General features: G+C 43.1%; 18 protein-coding genes. 11 read left to right on the top strand and 7 right to left on the bottom strand.

Annotated elements, in window-relative coordinates; translation table 11 throughout:
* Nucleotides 1-166 precede the first annotated feature (166 nt).
* From aciT to ACU0NF_RS06735, 3 genes are all read left to right on the top strand, one after another.
* Nucleotides 167-502: a ciprofloxacin tolerance protein AciT gene (gene aciT, locus ACU0NF_RS06745; RefSeq protein ID WP_131317221.1), complete on the top strand. Its 336-nt coding sequence runs from the start codon at nt 167-169 to the stop codon at nt 500-502.
* A 152-nt stretch (nt 503-654) separates the two neighbouring features.
* Nucleotides 655-1,134, top strand: coding sequence for an SCP2 sterol-binding domain-containing protein (locus ACU0NF_RS06740; RefSeq protein ID WP_131269115.1), 480 nt, complete (start codon nt 655-657; stop codon nt 1,132-1,134).
* Nucleotides 1,135-1,200: 66 nt separating this feature from the next.
* Complete coding sequence (locus ACU0NF_RS06735; RefSeq protein ID WP_445660570.1) at nt 1,201-1,707, top strand: hypothetical protein; 507 nt, start codon at nt 1,201-1,203, stop codon at nt 1,705-1,707.
* A 61-nt stretch (nt 1,708-1,768) separates the two neighbouring features.
* On the opposite strand, the gene dtd is transcribed toward ACU0NF_RS06735, so the two are convergent.
* Nucleotides 1,769-2,209, bottom strand: coding sequence for a D-aminoacyl-tRNA deacylase (gene dtd, locus ACU0NF_RS06730; RefSeq protein ID WP_445660569.1), 441 nt, complete (start codon nt 2,207-2,209; stop codon nt 1,769-1,771).
* Nucleotides 2,210-2,549: 340 nt separating this feature from the next.
* On the opposite strand from dtd, the gene pncB reads away from it, so the two are divergent.
* From pncB to asd, 3 genes are all read left to right on the top strand, one after another.
* Nucleotides 2,550-3,761 (top strand): nicotinate phosphoribosyltransferase, encoded by a 1,212-nt coding sequence (pncB, locus tag ACU0NF_RS06725; protein ID WP_284067509.1) that lies wholly within the window; start codon nt 2,550-2,552, stop codon nt 3,759-3,761.
* Between the two features lie 108 nt (nt 3,762-3,869).
* Entirely contained in the window at nt 3,870-4,718 is an 849-nt protein-coding gene (locus ACU0NF_RS06720; RefSeq protein ID WP_445660568.1) for a sulfurtransferase, read from the top strand.
* Complete coding sequence (gene asd, locus ACU0NF_RS06715; RefSeq protein ID WP_445660567.1) at nt 4,715-5,566, top strand: archaetidylserine decarboxylase; 852 nt, start codon at nt 4,715-4,717, stop codon at nt 5,564-5,566. The genes ACU0NF_RS06720 and asd overlap by 4 nt, the downstream gene beginning before the upstream one ends.
* Nucleotides 5,567-5,749: 183 nt before the next feature.
* Here asd and ACU0NF_RS06710 read toward each other — a convergent pair whose 3' ends face one another.
* Nucleotides 5,750-6,361, bottom strand: coding sequence for an SPOR domain-containing protein (locus ACU0NF_RS06710; RefSeq protein ID WP_284067507.1), 612 nt, complete (start codon nt 6,359-6,361; stop codon nt 5,750-5,752).
* 21 nt (nt 6,362-6,382) lie between these two features.
* Nucleotides 6,383-8,173 carry an arginine--tRNA ligase gene (argS, locus tag ACU0NF_RS06705; RefSeq protein ID WP_445660566.1) on the bottom strand — a complete coding sequence of 597 codons (1,791 nt, stop codon included), beginning with the start codon at nt 8,171-8,173 and terminating at the stop codon, nt 6,383-6,385.
* 198 nt (nt 8,174-8,371) lie between these two features.
* Here argS and ACU0NF_RS06700 point away from each other — a divergent pair, with 198 nt between their 5' ends.
* Nucleotides 8,372-8,656 carry a DUF2798 domain-containing protein gene (locus ACU0NF_RS06700; RefSeq protein ID WP_445660565.1) on the top strand — a complete coding sequence of 95 codons (285 nt, stop codon included), beginning with the start codon at nt 8,372-8,374 and terminating at the stop codon, nt 8,654-8,656.
* Between the two features lie 62 nt (nt 8,657-8,718).
* On the opposite strand, the gene ACU0NF_RS06695 is transcribed toward ACU0NF_RS06700, so the two are convergent.
* From ACU0NF_RS06695 to ACU0NF_RS06685, 3 genes are read right to left on the bottom strand one after another with little or no spacing between them, the layout of a single operon-like run.
* The gene (locus ACU0NF_RS06695; RefSeq protein WP_445660564.1) at nt 8,719-10,026 is read right to left on the bottom strand and encodes a DUF445 domain-containing protein; all 1,308 of its coding nucleotides are present in this window, start codon (nt 10,024-10,026) and stop codon (nt 8,719-8,721) included.
* Nucleotides 10,027-10,056: 30 nt separating this feature from the next.
* The gene (locus tag ACU0NF_RS06690) at nt 10,057-10,611 is read right to left on the bottom strand and encodes a CC0125/CC1285 family lipoprotein (protein WP_445660563.1); all 555 of its coding nucleotides are present in this window, start codon (nt 10,609-10,611) and stop codon (nt 10,057-10,059) included.
* Nucleotides 10,612-10,661: 50 nt separating this feature from the next.
* Complete coding sequence (locus ACU0NF_RS06685; RefSeq protein ID WP_445660562.1) at nt 10,662-11,201, bottom strand: DUF924 family protein; 540 nt, start codon at nt 11,199-11,201, stop codon at nt 10,662-10,664.
* A 225-nt stretch (nt 11,202-11,426) separates the two neighbouring features.
* On the opposite strand from ACU0NF_RS06685, the gene gshA reads away from it, so the two are divergent.
* Nucleotides 11,427-13,004, top strand: coding sequence for a glutamate--cysteine ligase (gene gshA, locus ACU0NF_RS06680; protein ID WP_445660561.1), 1,578 nt, complete (start codon nt 11,427-11,429; stop codon nt 13,002-13,004).
* An 18-nt stretch (nt 13,005-13,022) separates the two neighbouring features.
* Complete coding sequence (locus ACU0NF_RS06675) at nt 13,023-13,547, top strand: disulfide bond formation protein B (RefSeq protein WP_445660560.1); 525 nt, start codon at nt 13,023-13,025, stop codon at nt 13,545-13,547.
* Nucleotides 13,548-13,595: 48 nt separating this feature from the next.
* On the opposite strand, the gene ACU0NF_RS06670 is transcribed toward ACU0NF_RS06675, so the two are convergent.
* Nucleotides 13,596-14,927 carry a PGAP1-like alpha/beta domain-containing protein gene (locus ACU0NF_RS06670; RefSeq protein ID WP_445660559.1) on the bottom strand — a complete coding sequence of 444 codons (1,332 nt, stop codon included), beginning with the start codon at nt 14,925-14,927 and terminating at the stop codon, nt 13,596-13,598.
* Nucleotides 14,928-15,176: 249 nt separating this feature from the next.
* Here ACU0NF_RS06670 and ACU0NF_RS06665 point away from each other — a divergent pair, with 249 nt between their 5' ends.
* Complete coding sequence (locus ACU0NF_RS06665) at nt 15,177-15,761, top strand: YqiA/YcfP family alpha/beta fold hydrolase (protein ID WP_445660558.1); 585 nt, start codon at nt 15,177-15,179, stop codon at nt 15,759-15,761.
* Nucleotides 15,762-15,775: 14 nt separating this feature from the next.
* A complete protein-coding gene (gene parE / locus ACU0NF_RS06660; RefSeq protein ID WP_445660557.1) occupies nt 15,776-17,656 on the top strand; it encodes a DNA topoisomerase IV subunit B in 1,881 nt (626 codons plus the stop codon).
* The last annotated feature ends 12 nt before the right edge of the window (nt 17,657-17,668 follow it).

The following is a 17,668-nucleotide window of genomic DNA, read 5'->3' as shown; positions in this document are numbered from 1 at the left end:
AAGGTGTGTCGCTTTCTGAAAATACAAGACTTTTTTTCTTTAAAAAACTACGCATAATGCTTGCATAGAGATTGATATAGACATATTCATCATTTATTTAACGGTATCGGGAATCAGGTTTAGACAAACATTCAATGTCCAAATCTTATCTTAGACGGAGGTTTTTATGGTTACAGCGAATTTAGCAACCATCGTAGGCTTAAGCTTGATCGCGGCTGCTTTGATAGCTGTTTTCTTCTCGCCTTATCGTCGTTTGTTAAGCTTTATGTTTGCAGGTATGCTGTTTTGGGGATTGATAGAAGTTGTCCGCTTCGGTACACAAATGGTCTTTGAATTGCCCATGACCTATAGCTATCTTACTGCGTCAATGTCAGCAATGGGCGTGGTGGCCATGCTTTTGTTACGCGAAGATCGTCGTGCAGAACGTGCTTTGACTGAACGTCGTTGTATTGAACATACGCCTGTATATGAAGAAGACCAGCAGCACTGCTCAAGCCGTTAAATCGACGTATTCAAGAATTTTAAAAAAGATGTGCCAGGCGCACATCTTTTTTTGTCCGTTCAATATTGTTATACAAAGCCTTACTTCAAAAAACATAACTTATGTTAGGATAAGTCGTCAATTTTCCAACAATTACAATAGGCTTAAATGTCATGAAACTATCTTCGATTCCTGTCGTAAAATTACCACTGGTCGATGTAAGCACGGATCCGCTTGATTTATTAGTTGCGGGCTTGGCTTTGCGTATGAAGCAACTGGCTCGCACCAGCCCAAAATTTATTGAGTTAGTTCATGAACGTCAATTTCGTATCCAGATTGGTACAGATTTAGGCGTTGCGCGCCAAATCATCGTAAACAATGGACAGATTGATACTGTGTCTGGTGATGCTGAAAAAGCGGACTTTATTTTACAGTTTGCCGATAGTGAGCAAGGCGTAAAAACCTTAATGAAAGGTGATCCAACCGCTTTCATGACCGGCATGCAAAATGGCAGCATTAAAATGGAAGGTGATTTTGGCCTTTTGGTTTGGTTTAACAAAGTAGCCAAACTGATTCCACCAAAATTACCAAAACCGGTACAAGAAAAAGTGAAAATGGTTCGTTCATTTATTCGTGAAAAAACTGGTAAGTAGCCTAAAGACTTATTGAGTAATTGATTTTCTGCTGTAAAGTACCCCCTTATTTTTAGGGGGTATTTTATGAAAAAATTAATTACAGCAAGTTTAATTGCCGCATCATTAACCATGACAGGTTGTGCGAGTATTATTTCAGGGTCAACACAAACACTGACATTTAAGTCAGTTCCTGAACAAGCATCAATTTCTATTGCAAATAAAGCTGGCGAAAAAGTACATACTGGAGTTACGCCTGCAACAGTAACACTTAAGCGTGGTAATGGATTCTTTAAACCAGCAGCTTATGATGTAACTTTTAAGAAAGAAGGATTTCAGACTAAAACAATTCAAGTCACTGGTACAGTGAATGGCTGGTATATCGCAAATATTATTTTTGGTGGCTTAATTGGATTACTGATTGTTGATCCTGCGACAGGGGCAATGTATACCTTAAATCCGAATGATATAAACGCGGTTCTTGAAGAGAATCAGAGTGCATCACAAAAAGGGCAACAATCTCTTACTGTTATGTTAGTTCAAGATATTCCAGCAGATATGATGATCCGAGCAAAATATATTACAACTCTCTAAGAGTCTAATTAAAAAAGCCCTCAGTCGAGGGCTTTTTTAATGGCTGATATTATTGCGTCGTTTATTCAACTTCCAGGTTAAAAGTCACCGGTCCGTCATTGACCAAATGGACTTTCATATCGGCTGCAAAAATGCCGGTTTGCACATTTTCAAATTGGGATTTGGCATAGTCCACCAATTGTTCATAAAGCGCTTTGGCTTCATTTGGCGGCATCGCTGGTCCAAAATCGGGACGCAAGCCTTTTTGTGTTTGTGCCATGAGGGTGAATTGTGAAACCAAGAGTAAGCCACCATCCGCTTGACTGACATTCCAGCCCATCTTGCCTTGCTCATCATCAAAGAATCGATATTTCAAGACCTTGTCGATCAGCTTTTTGCCTTTTTCAAGATTATCTTCTTTACCTAGGCCCAGAAACACCAAAATGCCTTTTTCAATTTCTCCGGTGGTTTGACCATCGACCACAACTTTTGCTTCAAGAACTCGTTGTAATAAGGCTCGCATAATTTAACCAAATCAGTTATTTCAAATTTGCTGTGAATTGTAGCAAATACACGCTTAAAGGCTTTAAAAAGTCGTGATGGGGATGGATTTAAAAAATCTCAATGTATGGATCAAGATCTAAGCATCTTTTTACCGACCGTGCTTTAGAGACAGTATTTTAAAAAAGGTTAAGCGTATTTTAAAGACGGATTGGAGCGATTTGAAAAAGAGGTGATGTTATTTTGGCCATGGATCAATGCGACATCATTTATTCAATAGTTTTCAGCATTTACGAAAACATTGGTTTGCTAGCTAAAAAAATATGCTTTAATGCTGGCAGTTGATAAAAACTGAAAGTTATATGTCCGCAATCATCCAATCGTTATTAGATACTGACCTGTATAAATTCACCATGTTACAGGTGGTTCTGCATAAATTTCCTCAAACTCATAGCGTCTACCATTTTCGCTGTCGCAATTTAGAAGATACCGTTTATCCACTCACGGATATTTTGGATGATTTGAATGAGCAGCTGGATTATTTATGTCAACTCAATTTTAAAGAAGATGAGTTGCAATATTTACGTAGCTTGCGTTTTATTAAAAGTGACTTTGTCGATTACCTAGAATTATTCCAGCTGAAACGACGCTTTATTAAAGCCAGTATTGATGATCAGGGCCGTTTGGATATCTGGGTTGAAGGCCCGATGGTTCAGGCGATGATGTTTGAAATCTTTGTGCTGGCGCTGGTGAATGAACTGTATTTCCGGCGTATCCGCAGTGATGAGGTTTTGGCAGAAGGTGAACGCCGTTTGCAAGCCAAAATGGCGTTGCTTAAAAAGTACGAACAAGAACAAAATCCGAATGACCCACCGTTTTTAGTGTCCGACTTTGGTACACGCCGCCGTTATAGTTATGCCTGGCAGAAGCATGTCATTACCGAGTTTAATCAGGCCGCTCCATATATTTTCCGTGGTACCAGCAATGTTTTGATTGCCAAAGAACTGGGCATTACCCCCATTGGCACCATGGCACATGAATTTCTGCAAGCCTTTCAGGCTTTAGATGTGCGCTTACGTAATTTTCAAAAACTGGCGCTGGAAACCTGGGTGCAGGAATACCGGGGTGATTTAGGAATTGCCTTGACCGATGTGGTCGGTATGGATGCCTTCCTGCGTGATTTCGATTTGTATTTTGCCAAACTGTTTGATGGCCTGCGTCATGATAGTGGCGATCCCTATGAATGGGGCGATAAAGCTTATGCCCACTACAAAAAACTGAAAGTGGACAGCAAAAGCAAGATGCTGACTTTTAGTGACGGGCTGAATCTGGAAAAAGCCTGGGATTTGCATCAGTACTTTAAAGACCGTTTCCAGGTGAGCTTTGGTATTGGCACCAATTTAACCAATGACTTGGGCCAAACTCCACTCAATATTGTGTTGAAACTGGTGGAATGTAACGGTCAATCGGTGGCTAAAATTTCCGACAGTCCAGGTAAAACCATGACGGATAACGATACTTTCCTGGCTTACTTACGTCAGGTGTTCGAAATCACCGAAACTGAACAACAGTGACTTTTCTATAGCTGATTTTTTGCTAAAAGAATGCAAAAAATCAGCATAATAGTAAAAATGAGTTGTGCTAAGATCAGCAATGTTGATCTAAATAAAACTCGAAAAAGTATGACTGTTTCTACATTTAATTTTGGTCTGCTCATTGAAGCAGAAGAACTCTTGCCCCATCTGGGCAGTGAGAAATTGCGTATTGTCGATTTAAGCCGTAGTTCTGTTTATGATCAATTGCATATTCCGCATGCGGTTCATGTCAAGCCTAAACAGCTGGTTCGTCAAGAAGAACAGGCCTCGGGTCTACTTCCCGATGTGGATGGCTTAAAAGCACTGATTGAATATCTGAATATTTCTCCAGGGCATCACGTCGTCGCTTATGACGATGAAGGCGGTGCATGGGCAGGACGCCTGATCTGGAATTTGCATTGCCTCGGTTTTGAAAATACCAGTTTACTCAATGGCGGGATTCATGCCTGGCTGGCTGCAGGTTTTCCAACTTCGTCAGATGTCGAAAAATTAGTGCCTGTCACAGATCTGGTTGAAATTAACCAGGCTAAAATTGACCAGTACCGGATTGAATACCCACAACTTCTTGATCAAGTTCAAAACCATAAAATTCAAGTGTGGGATTGCCGGACTGAAGATGAATATACCGGACTTCGACTTGCAGCGCGACGCGGCGGTCACATTCCAAATGCCCGACATTTTGAATGGAGTACTGCCCTTAATCGTGAAAATCATTTAAAATTACATCCCTTAGAACGCACTCAACAACGCTTAGAACAATTGGGATTCAATTTAAATGAACCTGTGGTGGTCTATTGTCAGTCCCATCACCGTTCGGGTTTAGCTTATATTTTGGGTCGATTACTCGGTTGGAACATTCAAGCTTATGATGGTGCGTGGAGTGAGTGGGGCAACCGCCTCGACAGTCCGATTATTACCGGAGAGTTACCGTCTTGAGTTTCGCATCACGTTTAAAAAAACAAATTTTTATTCAAGCACAACGTGTTGTGCCACAACACCAGTTATCACGTGTGGTGGGGAAACTCGCAGCCAGTGAAAACCCGATTGTCAAAAATACCGTGATTCAGGCTTTTAAAGCCCAATATGGCATTGACATGTCGATTGCTGAACAAAGTAATGCATTGAAATATAAGTCGTTCAATGAATTTTTTACCCGTTCATTAAAAGACGGTGTCCGTGCAATTGATGACAGTCCTAACAGTATTGTTTCACCTGCAGATGGTGCGATTTCACAATTGGGCAAAATTGAAGATGGCGATATTTTTCAGGCCAAAGGTCAAAGCTTTTCAGTTGAAAAATTGATTGCCGACCCACAACTGGCAGAACCGTTTAAAAATGGCCAGTTCGCAACCGTGTATTTATCGCCTAAAGATTATCACCGTGTGCATATGCCTTTTGCGGGAACTTTGACTGAAACTTTATATGTGCCAGGCGAATTGTTCTCGGTGAATCAGACCACTGCGGAAAATATTCCGGGTCTGTTTGCACGTAATGAACGTATGGTGTGCCTGTTTGATACTGAACTGGGCCGTATGGCTGTGGTTCTAGTCGGTGCCATGATTGTTGCCGGTATTGAAACAGTGGCGACAGGTAAGGTGAAACCTACGGGCCGTCTGGAACTTAACCAGCACAACCTGTTCCTTGAAAAAGGTGCAGAACTTGGCCGTTTCTATTTAGGTTCAACAGCTGTGATTTTATTTGAACAAGATAAAATGCAGTGGGATGCGATGTTTAAAGCCAACTCGGTTGTGGTGATGGGTGAAGCTTTGGGGCATACGGTTTAATCATATTCCTCCTCCCTCTGGGATGAGGTGAGGTGGAGGGGCTTTTAAAAACGACCTCTCCCTTGCGGACTCGAAATATATTTCGAGAATCCTCATCTCCTAGCAGGAGAGGGAATTTAAGCTATAAAAAAGAGCCTCATATGAGGCTCTTTTTTACATTCTAGAAGACGTTAATCTTCTGAATTAGCGTTTCACCACAATAGAATCAATCCCGCTGCGTTGTAAAGTTTGCTGTGCAATCAGTGCTGCATCAGCAGAATCATAAGGGCCGGAAATCACCCGATACCAAGTTTGTCCATTTTCAACCGATTTAACCACATCGGCAGATAAACCATTCAGAATAATTTCAGCGCGACGAGCATCGGCACTATCCGGATCAGAATAGCTACGGACTTGAAGAATATAACTTGGCTGATGGGCAACCGGAGCTTCAGCACTTTCAAGGCCTGGCTCAGTGGCTTCCGTGTTAATGGTCGGTTTTTCTTCAGGTGCTTCAACAATCACCACTGCTTCTGAATTTTTCGTTTCAGGCACCGCCTGATCAGGAATAGGCGTGACTTGCTGTTGAGGCAATAAATCGTAGAAACGATAATCCTTGTTGGTATCTTCCTGGTAATGTTCAGAATTAATCTGATTCTTCGGCTGAACAGGTGCCCACGGTTTCCATAGCATCAAGGCTACAGCAAAACTCAGCACGATTAAAATGACGACAAGTGTTCCAAGCCATGCCGGAATCAATGGCTTTTTAGGCTTATTCGGTCGCTCAGATACACCGCGTTGCGTTTTTCCAAACACGTGGACTTCCTTTTATTTTAATTACATGGATGTAGGGGCAGATACGCCTAATAATTCTAAACCATTACGTAAGACTTGCTGTACATTTACTGAAAGGAGTAAACGTGCTTGCGTAAGTTCAGCATCATCATTGAGTACTTTATGCTCATTATACCAACCATGGAATAATGCTGCCAATTCTTTCAGATAGTTCCCCACCTGATGCGGTTCAAAACTGTTTGCTGCACGAATCACAATTTCAGGATACGCGGCAAGTTTCGCTAAAATTTCAGTTTCAGCATCAAGATCAAGTTTCGCTGCAAATTGACGCGCATTTACGGCATCAAAATTCACGTTGGTAGAGGCTGCTTTTTCAAGCATACGGCAAATACGCGCATGTGCATATTGGATGTAATACACCGCATTGTCTTTGCTTTGTGACACAGCAAGGTCAAGGTCAAAGTCAATGTGCTGTTCAGATTTACGCATTACATAATAGAAACGCGCTGCATCATTACCGACTTCTTTACGAAGGTCACGTAAAGTCACGAATTGGCCTGAACGAGATGACATTTGCACCATCTCGCCGCCACGCCATAGACTCACGAACTGAACCAAAAGCACAGTCAATTTTTTAGAGTCATAACCCAACGCATCAATTGCCGCTTTTACACGTGCGATATAACCGTGGTGATCTGAACCCCAGATATCCACGATGTCGGTATAACCACGTTGTAATTTGTTTAAATGGTAAGCAATGTCAGAGGCAAAATACGTGGTTTGACCATTACGGCGTTTCACCACACGGTCTTTTTCATCGCCAAATTCAGTCGATTTAAACCAGATATTGCCATCTTGTTCATACAGATAACCACGTTGATCTAAAGTTTCTAAGGCTTCGTCAATTTTCGCAGTTAAAGATTCTTCACTGAACCATTGGTTGAAGTTTACACCAAATTCGCCAAGGTCATCTTTGATGTCATCAAGAATGGCTTTTAAGGCTGCTTGTAAAAATACACGGTAGCCTTGACCAATGAGTTGTTGTGAATTGAAAATCAAACCATCGATGTGTTTTTCTTTATCGCCTGAAAGCACAACTTTGTTGCCATCTGCATCAGGTTCAGCCGCAAATTGAACATCTTCAGGTACATCTTTATAAACATCAGCAACAGGGCGTACATATGCGTCGCCATCTTTGTTGATAATGCTTTGCGCGATTTCTTTAACATAGTCGCCTTGATAGGCATTTTTTGGAAATACCAGTTCTTGACCGGTGAGTTCCAAATAACGTAAGTAGGTTGATGTTGCCAAGATATCCATTTGACGGCCGGCATCATTGACATAATATTCACGGTCTACTTTAGCACCTGTTGCTTCAAGCAAGTTGGCAACAGTCATACCATAAGCTGCACCACGACCATGACCTACGTGCAGGCTAGAAGTTGGATTGGCAGAAACAAATTCCACTTGAATGCGTTTTTCAGCATTGGCCTGAGTGCGACCGAATTGATCTTTTTGTGCCTGAATCTGATCAAGAACAGTAAAGTGCTGGTCGGCATTTAAAAAGAAATTAATAAAACCTGGACCGGCAATTTCTGCTTTACTGATATCGGCAACTTCAGGAAGGCTGGCGAGGATTTTTTCCGCGAGATCACGAGGCTTCATGCCCGCAGCTTTAGAACCCATCATCGCGATGTTTGAGGCGAAGTCACCGTGGCTTCGGTCTTTGGTTCGCGTTAAGTTGCCACTGTTATTAAAGTCGGATGGGAGTACACCTTCAGCTTGAAGAGATTGCACTGCATGTTCGAGAGCTGCTTGGATTGCCGTATTCATAATCAGTCGAAAAATAAACGTCGCGGAAAAACAGCAAATATAGCAAATTTCACCGTCTTTAGGTGAACCCATTTGTATTGAATGAATCTTGTCCGACAGTCTACCTATAAAGGAAGCAGATAAAACCGGGAAAAGATTCCAAAAAGCATGATTTGTGGCATATTGGAGGGCTTAAAAGAATGAACAGAGCAGCAGCATATGCAAGCGGAACGCCCCACGATTATCGGTAATATTCCCAAACTTCCAGCAAAATGGGCCACGGTCGTGATGCCGTTTATTTTGTCTGGCCTGATGAGTGGCATTATTTCCTTTATTAATATGCTGCGTAATCTGGGCTGGATCGATGGCTTTATGAATTTATGGTTCCATAACTGGATGATTTCTTGGGCTTTTGCTTTTCCAATTGTATTGATTCTTTTACCTCTTGTACGCAAATTGACAGGCAAACTGGTCGATCTGCCTGCTCAGAATTCGCCCAAGTAAATCAATTTTTAGTCCGTAACTGTTGTTTTTATGAATCCGCTTTATTGATTTTAAACAAAGCCTTAAAGCACTACATCGACCAAAGCGCGAATAATCCCAAGCACCAAACCAATAAATGCACCGACCACCACACCATTGACGCGAATCATGTGCAGATCGCCGCCGACTTCATTTTCAATTTTGTCGATCATTTCTCGTGAATCCCATTCGTGAATCCGTTCGCTAATAAAACGAATGACTTTTTCACTGTACTGGTCACTTAAATTGACCGCAATTCCACTCATACGGTCATTCAGCAACTGACGCACCGCAGGGTTGGAAATGATATTTTCACCGACTTGCTGAATGGCCACACGTAGGTTTTGTGCAATGCCTGAATCTGGTTTGCGTAAATCGGCTTTAATCGCATCACAGAGAATGACTATCGCACCGCTAATAAAATTCAGCACTTGTGGACTATCCAGCAAGGCATCCTTGGTGCTATTTAAGCGGTGACTGGCACTGCTTTCATCATCCGCCAGTTGCAGCATTAACTGCTGTCCCATGTCTTCAATTTTTTGACGCCAAGGATGCTGCGGATCGGCAAGCATCGATTCAACCCGTTCCACCAGTGAATCAATGGTGCGTTGCTGTACATCAATGCCAATCCAGCTTGCGCCTTTCGCCAGTTTCCATACTCCTAATTCTTTGAACAACGTGCGGGTCAGCTGACGGGTTTCTTCGGGATGAGACATCACCCATTCATGGGCTAAATCGAGTCCGCGTTGTAAGACATCCTGATGAAAGTCATTTTCCAGAACCGCACGCAGCATTTCACTGGCTAAGGTATTGATTTGGGTGTTACGAACCCATTGCACGCTATTATTTTGAATAAAGCGTCCAATTTGCTCCTGCCCCACAAATTCAAAAATTTTCGGCACGGTTTGCTGAATGACTTGGGTCACTTGAGCGTTATTTTCAGCTTTGGCTAGCCATTGCCCCACAGCAAGGCTGAGGTCGGTACTTTGTAGACTTTTCTCGACCACTTGCGGCGATAAAAAGTTTTCCTGTACAAAACGTCCCATCGACTCGGCTATTCGCGCTTTATTGCGCGGAATAATTTCGGTGTGATCACGCATGAATTTAGGAATCGGCATTTTCCCGAACGGGTTGCGGAACAGCACGGTAATGGCATACCAGTCCGCCAAGCCACCCACTACGCCCGCTTCAGCACCGAGCATCAAAATATGAATCAGCCAGACATATTCAGGAATCAGCTTGGCAACCACCATCAACACTAACCATGTTACAACAGCCATGATTAAGGCAATGGTGGCAAAGCGTTTACTGCGTTGCAAACTCGGGATGGTGGACGCTTCCGCTGTGGTCATGCAATATTCCTGTCTATGTGTGGCGCATGGTTATTTTGTTTTGGCTGGCACCGGTAGTGGTAGAACTTGTCCAGTTGGACCGAGTCCATATTTTTGGCCTAAAGATTTTAAAATTAAATAGGCATCAAAGGCATCATCGGGTGCTTTTTTCTGATCTTTATAACATTCAATGGTATAGGAAACTTGAACCGGGTCAATATTGACCACGCGCGGCATATCATAAAACGGGTCAGGCCAGAAACCCGGGTAACGACGATAATAGCCGTATGGATAGTACATTGGGGCTGGGTAGACCACCGCCTGGCGTGGTGGCTGGCTACGGTTACTTGGGTCATTCAGCACTTTAAAATAGCGAAATCCATTTTGTACGGTGGTTTGGGCGGCTTTAACCAGAGTAATTTCTTCCGCTGTACCAAAACTCATATTGGGACGTGCCAGGAAGCTGATGCGATAGCTCTGTGAGTTCAAAGGCGTATTGCTGAATTGACCTAGTTGGTCAAAAGTCAGCGGTTTTGAAGGCGTCATGGCACAGCCAGAGAGGGCAATTGCCGCCACTATGCTTAGACCTATAATGCGGTTCTTCATGTTAAACCTCCATACCATTTACTGTGTGAGGGAGGAGACACAATAAATGTTTAGAAACTGCTGTTGGGTTGGGTTAAAAATTCGAGCTCTTCTGCAGTCGAGGGACGCGCTAAAATTTGATTACGGTGCGGATAGCGCCCGAAACGCTCAATAATGGCTTTATGCATTTTTTCGTAATCCAGATTCATCGAATTACCCAGTCGCTGAAACAATTTTAACGCGAATTCGTGGATCAGTTTCGATTCGCTGTGCATAAAGGGCATGTATAAAAACGCACGTTGTTCCGGGCTTAACTGCTTGTCTAAATCCAGGCTAATCGCCTCTTGGGCAAGGGTCAGGGCTAAAGCATCCTGGGCAAAGGCCTGCGCTTGATCCCGGAACAAATTACGTGAAAACTGGTCCAGCACAATAATTTCAGCCAGGCGGCCTTCTGCAGTTTTGCGCCAGGACCAAAGCTCGGCTTGTGCCGCTTGCTGGTGAATATCACGAAACTTTTGATTAATTAATCCATCAAAATCATTACTTTTTGCAAACCATAAGGGCTGTGTTTCCGGGCTAAACCAAAAGTCCAAAATATCCTGATAATTCATAATATTTACAATTCCTTAGCACTTATTATTCAATACAATCACAAATTGTAGGTGTCTTATAGAGTAACTTTGTGATAAAAATTTGCCAGAAATAAAATCGCCCTTTTGCTTGAAAACTATACAGGGTGTAATGTAGCAGCCAAAAATCACGTTATACTGCTATAAACTGATGATTTTATTTTAGTAGTTCTATTTAGTAGTTATCTTCCGATAAGCGAGATTGTAATGAGTCAACCCGAATCGACCTCTCAAGTGGTATTACCAGCTTGGGTGGATTCTTCGCTGTTTAAAGGCATGTTGCGCGGTATTGAGCGTGAAAGCCTGCGTATGCAAAGCAATGGTTTTTTGTCGCAAGCATCGCATCCAAAAGCATTCGGGTCGGCTTTAACACATCCGAATATCACCACAGACTATTCAGAAGCCTTGATGGAGTTTATTACCCCTCCGCAAGACAGCATTAAAAAAGCCCTAGATTATTTAGAAGATATTCATGCGGTTGCTCATCGCCATTTGGAAAATGGTGAAAAACTGTGGCCCTTGTCGATGCCCTGCATGCTCGATGATAACGAAAGCAATATTCGTTTAGCGCAGTATGGCACGTCCAATGTCGGTCGTTTTAAGACCTTATATCGTCATGGCTTGGGCGTGCGTTATGGTCGCCGCATGCAGACCATTTCCGGGGTACATTATAATTTATCTTTCCCTGACCAGGTCTTTGAAGCCCTGCAACAACAAGAAAGCGATGAAGCTTTAAAAAGTTTAAATTTACAGGATTATCGCAGTCATCGTTATTTTGGCTTAATTCGTAACTTTATTCGTTTAACCCCATTGGTGATGTTCCTGGTTGGGGCCAGTCCTTCAGTATGTCAGTGCTTTATGACTGGACGTGAACATCATTTACTGCCTTTATTAAAGGGAACTTTATTCCTTCCCTATGCCACCGCACTGCGGATGGGCAATTTTGGCTATCAGAATTCTGCACAGAAACAATTGGGCATTCACTACAATAGTTTGTCTGGCTATTTAGACGGTTTGAAGAAAGCAGTAAAAACCCCTTATGCACCGTTTAGCCGTTTAGGTTTAAACGATGAACAGGGCGAGCCGACTCAGATCAATGACCATGTGCTGCAAATTGAAAATGAATACTACAGTCTAGTCCGTCCGAAACAGGTGCCTCAAGCTGGAGAAACCCCATCTGAAGCGCTTGAAAATCGCGGGGTGAGTTATGTTGAATTGCGTGCGGTGGATGTCAATCCATATAGCCCAATCGGGATTGATGAACATACAGCAGCATTCCTGGAAGTATTGGCACTGCACTGTTTATTACAAGAGAGTTCGGAATTACTGGATCAAGAACAAGAACAGATTGAGCGTAATCAGGCAGAAGTGGTCAATCGTGGCCGTGCGCCAAATGCATTGATTATTGATGCGGCGGGTGAACATGCCATTGAAGACTGGTCACGTGCGCATGTCACCGAAATGCAAGCTTTGGCTGATTTACTGGATGCGACCTATAATACCGATATATATTCAGCCGCATTGACCGTCATGCTGAAACGCATTGATGAAGTAGATGAAACCCTGTCTGCACAAGTGATTGCCGATACTTTAGAAAATGGCGGCACATGGAGTTTTGGCAGTTTCATGGCACAACAGCATGCAACGACCTATGAGCAGCATCAATTAAGCCCCGAGACCCTGTCTTATTTTGATGATTTAGCGGTGCAGTCACTGCAACAACAACAGCAACTCGAACAGGATACCAGCCTCAGTTTTGAGCAATATCTTGCCGATTATCGATAAAAATTAAGAGGATTCACCATGCAATGGAGTTATCGCTTCGTGAGTGGTTTTTTGTTTTTGGCCAGCGTCATTGGAATGGCGTTTGCGTTGTATCTGGAACACGTACAAGGGCTTGAACCTTGTCCGCTGTGTGTGTTTCAACGCATCGGCCTGATTGGCTTGGGGATTGTTTCTCTGGTCGCTTTTTTGCATAACCCGAATTCAAATGCGGTTAAACGTATTTATGCCTTGTTGGGTTCAATCAGTATTCTCTGGTCAGCAGGTGTGGCAGCGCGTCATGTTTGGCTGCAAAATTTGCCACCCGATCAAGTGCCAAGTTGTGGCCCGGGCCTGGATTACTGGGTCAATACCTTGCCTTTAAAGTCGGTGTTTGAACAGGTACTGACCGGTTCGGGCGAATGTGCCAAAGTGGACTGGACCTTCTTGGGGCAATCCCTTCCAGTGTGGTCACTGGCTTTCTTTGCACTGCTGGCCTTGATCAGTTTGTGGCAACTGCTGCGTAAATATCCGTTTGCAACGCATAAGTCTGCCAAGAAAAAATAAACAAAATTATAAAAAAGCCAACCTCATGTTGGCTTTTTTATGGTCAATTTAAGTCAAGGCAATGCCGGATAAGTCTTCCAGCTGCAGCCTATATTCATGCACATGGTCGTTCACCTGCTCATCTTCCGGTGGATAAAACCATTTCACAATTTGCTCAGCCACACTGGGGTGAGAGTGAAGCTCAAAATGGTTTAAGCCATAAAAAATGGCTTTATGCGATTCAGGCACTTTCAATTGAAAGCGTGGATTTGGATGCTCGCCTAAAGCACTTTTAATATTCACCAGATAATCACCCAGTACATTTAAAGGGCGATTTTTTCTATTTTCATAGGCAATGGAACCGGCAACAAAAAAGGTATTGATGTGAGAAGGCAGGGGAGCGGGTTTGCGGTTGTCATCCATACCGCCAATTCGTGCAAGATTATGTTCCCAGTCATCATCACGTACGCTGCCATAACGTAAATCCAGAATGCCGTTACTGCGGATATTGACGATATGCCGGACGATTTTCACAAAGGGAAAATGTCCCAGTTTATCTTGCATGATAAAACCAAAACGTTCCAAAACAGCACCATGATGCGGTGAACCTAAACAGACCAGATTTTCTGTCAGATGGATCCAAGGGTACATATTCTGTTTGCCATAAAATAAGGCGCTGCGTAACACCAAGCCCCCCATACTATGCCCGATTAAATCAATGCTGGTAATCTGCGGGTTACGGCGAACCAGGTCTTCCAGGGTATTGGCCAGACTGCGCCCATTGGCCGAGATCCGGCGCCCGGTGTTGTAGTTGAGGTAGAGCATGGTGTTATTGTCACGTTGTGCCAAGAGCTTCTCACCAATGCCACCGTATCGATGGTTGGACCACTCTAAATGCGATAGGCACAAACCATGCACAAAGATCACCACCCGACCAGATAAATCGCCTTTTTGCAGTTCCCCATAGTGATCGTATAACACCATGGGCAGGGCCATCGGATTTTGATATTTGAGTAAATAGTCCCCAAGTACCCCATTCAGCATACCGACTAAAAAGTGCAGTGATGGAGTAAGCGGTTTATCATGTAATTTTGGGTATTTTTCAATAATCTGGCGTAAGCCCGGCGCAAGTAAATAGAGACCGGAATTGAGTAAGGTATCGTAGGAGAACTGGTACAGTTTTTCGACGTAAGGAATTCGCTGTAACTTTTTCGAGCGCTGTTCACTCATGCCAAACAAGCTGATCATGATTTCGCGTTGAATGACCTGTATCAGGTCTTGTACTACATCCCCCAAACGGGTCGTGACCAATTGTGCCAAGCCTTCCAATACATCGGCTTGGCTGGGTGGAGTACGATCCCATTTACAATAGGTTTCATGCAATGGTGTTAAACTTGGCATTTTATCCTATCCTTATTTCTGACCAGGTCCCGCAGGCACTTTATTTTTTCTTGAGATCACGGTATAAATTCTTTGCTTTTAATCTTATAGGGTTCATCTCGAACAGCTTTTACAATAACGAGGATTGCGTTTTGGGATTAATTTTTTTGTCTGACAATTCCTGTTAAATGCAAATTAAAATAAGCTTGTCATGCGGTTCCCGTTTTAGAATAAATCAGATTCATTTAAATTAATATGAAATAAAAATCGATGAACATTATTTATTTACATGGATTCCAAAGCAGTGCCTTATCGATAAAAGGGCAACAGATTAAAGCATTCTGTCAGCAGCACACCGATTTTCAGGTTTATTTGCCTGATTTAAATATGCCACCGCAACAGGTTTTGGCTCATGTTTCGGATATGATTGCAGGTTTAGATCAAGTGGTGCTGATTGGCAGCAGTCTGGGGGGCTTTTATGCGACACAACTGGTCGCAAAACATGGCGTGCCGGCTGTTTTAATTAATCCTGCTATGCGACCATGGCAATTGTTTCATGATTTATTTGGCAGTGAACAGATTCCCTATGTGGTGAATGCCAAATGGACGCTGGATCATACCCACCTTGATCAACTGCAGCAGATGGCGCTGCCATTTGTACACGATGCAGACAAAATTTTAGTGTTATTACAACAAGGTGATGAAGTTTTGGATTATCGTGAAGCACAGCGTTATTATAGCAATGCTTCACATCAGTCCATGATCATCACTGAAGTAAATGGCAAGCATGCGATGGACAATTTCGCAGACAAAATACCGATGGCATTACAGTTTTTATCGGATTGTATAAAATAAGGAAACAGTACAACGTGTCTCAATATACGGCTCAATCACTTGAAGTTTTATCTGGTTTAGATCCGGTTCGTCGTCGTCCGGGCATGTATACCGATACCACTCGTCCAAACCATTTGGCACAAGAAGTCATTGATAACGCTGTGGATGAGGCACTTGCAGGACATGCCAATAAAATCACCGTGACGGTGTATAAAGATGGCTCTTTATCGGTAGAAGACAACGGTCGGGGTATGCCTGTCGATATTCACCCTGAATATGGTCAGAGCGGAATTGAAATTATCATGACCAAATTGCATGCTGGCGGTAAATTCAGTACCGATAACTACCAGTTTTCAGGCGGTTTACATGGTGTGGGCATTTCTGTGGTCAATGCACTGTCCAACCGGGTAGAAGTTGAAGTTCAGCGTCAAGGCAATGTCTATAAAATGGCCTTTGAGCATGGTGAAGCGGTTTCACAACTGGAGGTGTTACAAGGTAAAGCACCCAAGCGTGCCTCAGGCACCACGGTTCATTTCTGGCCAGATACAAAATATTTTGATTCACCCAAATTTGCCTTAAAAGCCTTAAAACATAATTTAAAAGCCAAAGCTGTTTTAGCGGCAGGCTTACAAATTGTTTATGTTGACCAAATCAATAACGAAAAAATTGAATGGCAATTTGAAAATGGTCTGGTTGACTATTTGATGGATGAATTGCAAGACCGTGACATTATTCCATGTCCTGCTTTTGTGGCGATAGGTGAAGCAGAACGTGCCAGTGCTGAATTTGCAATTTGCTGGAATGCTGAAGGCGGCGAACAGGTTCAGGAAAGTTACGTCAACCTGATTCCCACTGCGCAAGGCGGTACGCATGTGAACGGTCTGCGCTCAGGTGTAACCGATGCCATGCGCGAGTTCTGTGAACTGCGTAATTTATTGCCGCGTAATCTAAAGCTGTCTGCGGAAGATGTCTGGGATGGGGTGAATTACATTCTGTCTTTGAAATTTCAGGAACCGCAATTTTCAGGCCAGACCAAGGAACGACTTTCAAGTCGTGAAGCGTCTGCCATTGTGCTGAATATTGCCAAAGATGCATTCGCGCTGTGGTTGAATCAAAACTCCGATACAGCCATGCAGATTGCTGAAATCATGATTGCCAAAGCGGGTCGTCGTTTAAAAGCTGCTAAAAAAGTTGAACGTAAAAAGATTGTTGCCGGGCCAACTTTACCGGGGAAATTATCGGATTGCGTTGGGCATAGTTTGGATGAATCTGAACTGTTTATTGTGGAAGGGGATTCTGCCGGTGGTTCTGCGAAACAGGCACGCGATAAGAATTTTCAGGCAATCATGCCGATTCGCGGGAAAATTTTAAATACCTGGGAAGTGGCATCCGATGAGGTTTTGGCTTCTCAAGAAGTACATAATATTGCCATTGCGATTGGTGTGGATCCAGGCAGTGATGACCTTTCAGAATTACGTTATGGCAAAGTGTGTATTCTTGCCGATGCCGATTCGGATGGTTTACATATCGCGACATTATTGTGTGCATTGTTTGTGAAACACTTCCCAACCTTGGTAGAAGCAGGACATTTGTATGTGGCCATGCCGCCATTATTCAGAATTGACGATGGTAAAGACGTCCATTACGCACTTGATGAAGACGAATTAGAATCAATTTTGAAGAAAACCAAAACCAAAACCCCGCAAATCACCCGATTTAAAGGATTGGGTGAAATGAATGCCAGTCAACTTCGTGAAACGACTTTAGATCCGGATACTCGCCGTCTGGTACAGCTCGATTTGGATGACATGCAATTTACCGCAGGTCTGCTTGATAAGTTGCTTGCCAAGAAACGCGCCGGTGATCGTAAAGATTGGTTAGAGCAAAAAGGTAATTTGGCTGATTTGGTGGTCTAGTTTTAATCTTTT

This window comes from Acinetobacter sp. F16, from assembly GCF_052712855.1.
This window is presented reverse-complemented; position numbering and strand designations above follow the sequence as displayed.

What these genes read in the sequence shown, in the direction of transcription:
- ACU0NF_RS06720 (WP_445660568.1), top strand. Translation starts at nt 3,870, where the DNA reads ATGACTGTTTCTACATTTAATTTTGGTCTGCTCATTGAAGCAGAAGAA.
- gshA (WP_445660561.1), top strand. Translation starts at nt 11,427, where the DNA reads ATGAGTCAACCCGAATCGACCTCTCAAGTGGTATTACCAGCTTGGGTG.
- pncB (WP_284067509.1), top strand. Translation starts at nt 2,550, where the DNA reads ATGTCCGCAATCATCCAATCGTTATTAGATACTGACCTGTATAAATTC.
- ACU0NF_RS06690 (WP_445660563.1), bottom strand. Translation starts at nt 10,611, where the DNA reads ATGAAGAACCGCATTATAGGTCTAAGCATAGTGGCGGCAATTGCCCTC.
- ACU0NF_RS06665 (WP_445660558.1), top strand. Translation starts at nt 15,177, where the DNA reads ATGAACATTATTTATTTACATGGATTCCAAAGCAGTGCCTTATCGATA.
- ACU0NF_RS06700 (WP_445660565.1), top strand. Translation starts at nt 8,372, where the DNA reads ATGCAAGCGGAACGCCCCACGATTATCGGTAATATTCCCAAACTTCCA.
- ACU0NF_RS06735 (WP_445660570.1), top strand. Translation starts at nt 1,201, where the DNA reads ATGAAAAAATTAATTACAGCAAGTTTAATTGCCGCATCATTAACCATG.
- ACU0NF_RS06675 (WP_445660560.1), top strand. Translation starts at nt 13,023, where the DNA reads ATGCAATGGAGTTATCGCTTCGTGAGTGGTTTTTTGTTTTTGGCCAGC.
- ACU0NF_RS06685 (WP_445660562.1), bottom strand. Translation starts at nt 11,201, where the DNA reads ATGAATTATCAGGATATTTTGGACTTTTGGTTTAGCCCGGAAACACAG.
- dtd (WP_445660569.1), bottom strand. Translation starts at nt 2,209, where the DNA reads ATGCGAGCCTTATTACAACGAGTTCTTGAAGCAAAAGTTGTGGTCGAT.
- ACU0NF_RS06695 (WP_445660564.1), bottom strand. Translation starts at nt 10,026, where the DNA reads ATGACCACAGCGGAAGCGTCCACCATCCCGAGTTTGCAACGCAGTAAA.
- aciT (WP_131317221.1), top strand. Translation starts at nt 167, where the DNA reads ATGGTTACAGCGAATTTAGCAACCATCGTAGGCTTAAGCTTGATCGCG.
- ACU0NF_RS06740 (WP_131269115.1), top strand. Translation starts at nt 655, where the DNA reads ATGAAACTATCTTCGATTCCTGTCGTAAAATTACCACTGGTCGATGTA.
- ACU0NF_RS06670 (WP_445660559.1), bottom strand. Translation starts at nt 14,927, where the DNA reads ATGCCAAGTTTAACACCATTGCATGAAACCTATTGTAAATGGGATCGT.
- argS (WP_445660566.1), bottom strand. Translation starts at nt 8,173, where the DNA reads ATGAATACGGCAATCCAAGCAGCTCTCGAACATGCAGTGCAATCTCTT.